1 protein-coding gene is annotated in these 495 nt (G+C 66.7%); it reads left to right on the top strand.

Annotated elements, in window-relative coordinates; all coding sequences use genetic code 11:
• Positions 1 to 16: 16 nt before the first annotated feature.
• The coding region (locus LG634_RS37605) for a GTP-binding protein (protein WP_226741048.1) at positions 17 to 495 on the top strand (479 nt) is incomplete at its 3' end.

Below are 495 nucleotides of genomic sequence, written 5' to 3'. Positions count from 1 at the left end.
CTCGAAAGGGTGCTCAGTGGACTTCGCAAGCTCTAACGGCGGAGCGGCTCGCTCCACCACCTCCGCGAAGATCGTGGTGGCGGGCGGCTTCGGCGTGGGCAAGACCACGTTCGTCGGCGCGGTCTCCGAGATCAACCCCCTGCGCACCGAAGCCGTCATGACCAGCGCCTCCGCCGGCATCGACGACCTCACCCACACCGGTGACAAGACGACCACCACGGTCGCCATGGACTTCGGCCGCATCACCCTCGACCAGGACCTCATCCTCTACCTCTTCGGCACCCCCGGACAGGACCGCTTCTGGTTCATGTGGGACGACCTCGTCCGCGGCGCCATCGGCGCCGTCGTCCTCGTCGACACCCGCCGCCTCGCCGACTGCTTCCCCGCCGTCGACTACTTCGAAAACAGCGGCCTCCCCTTCGTCATCGCCCTCAACGGCTTCGACGGACACCAGCCCTACACCCCCGAAGAAGTACGCGAAGCACTCCAGATCGG

This window comes from Streptomyces bambusae, from assembly GCF_020532645.1.
In the GTDB taxonomy this organism is placed as follows: domain Bacteria; phylum Actinomycetota; class Actinomycetes; order Streptomycetales; family Streptomycetaceae; genus Streptomyces; species Streptomyces bambusae.
The sequence above is the reverse complement of the archived record's forward strand: the minus strand, read 5'-3'. Positions and strand labels throughout refer to the sequence as shown.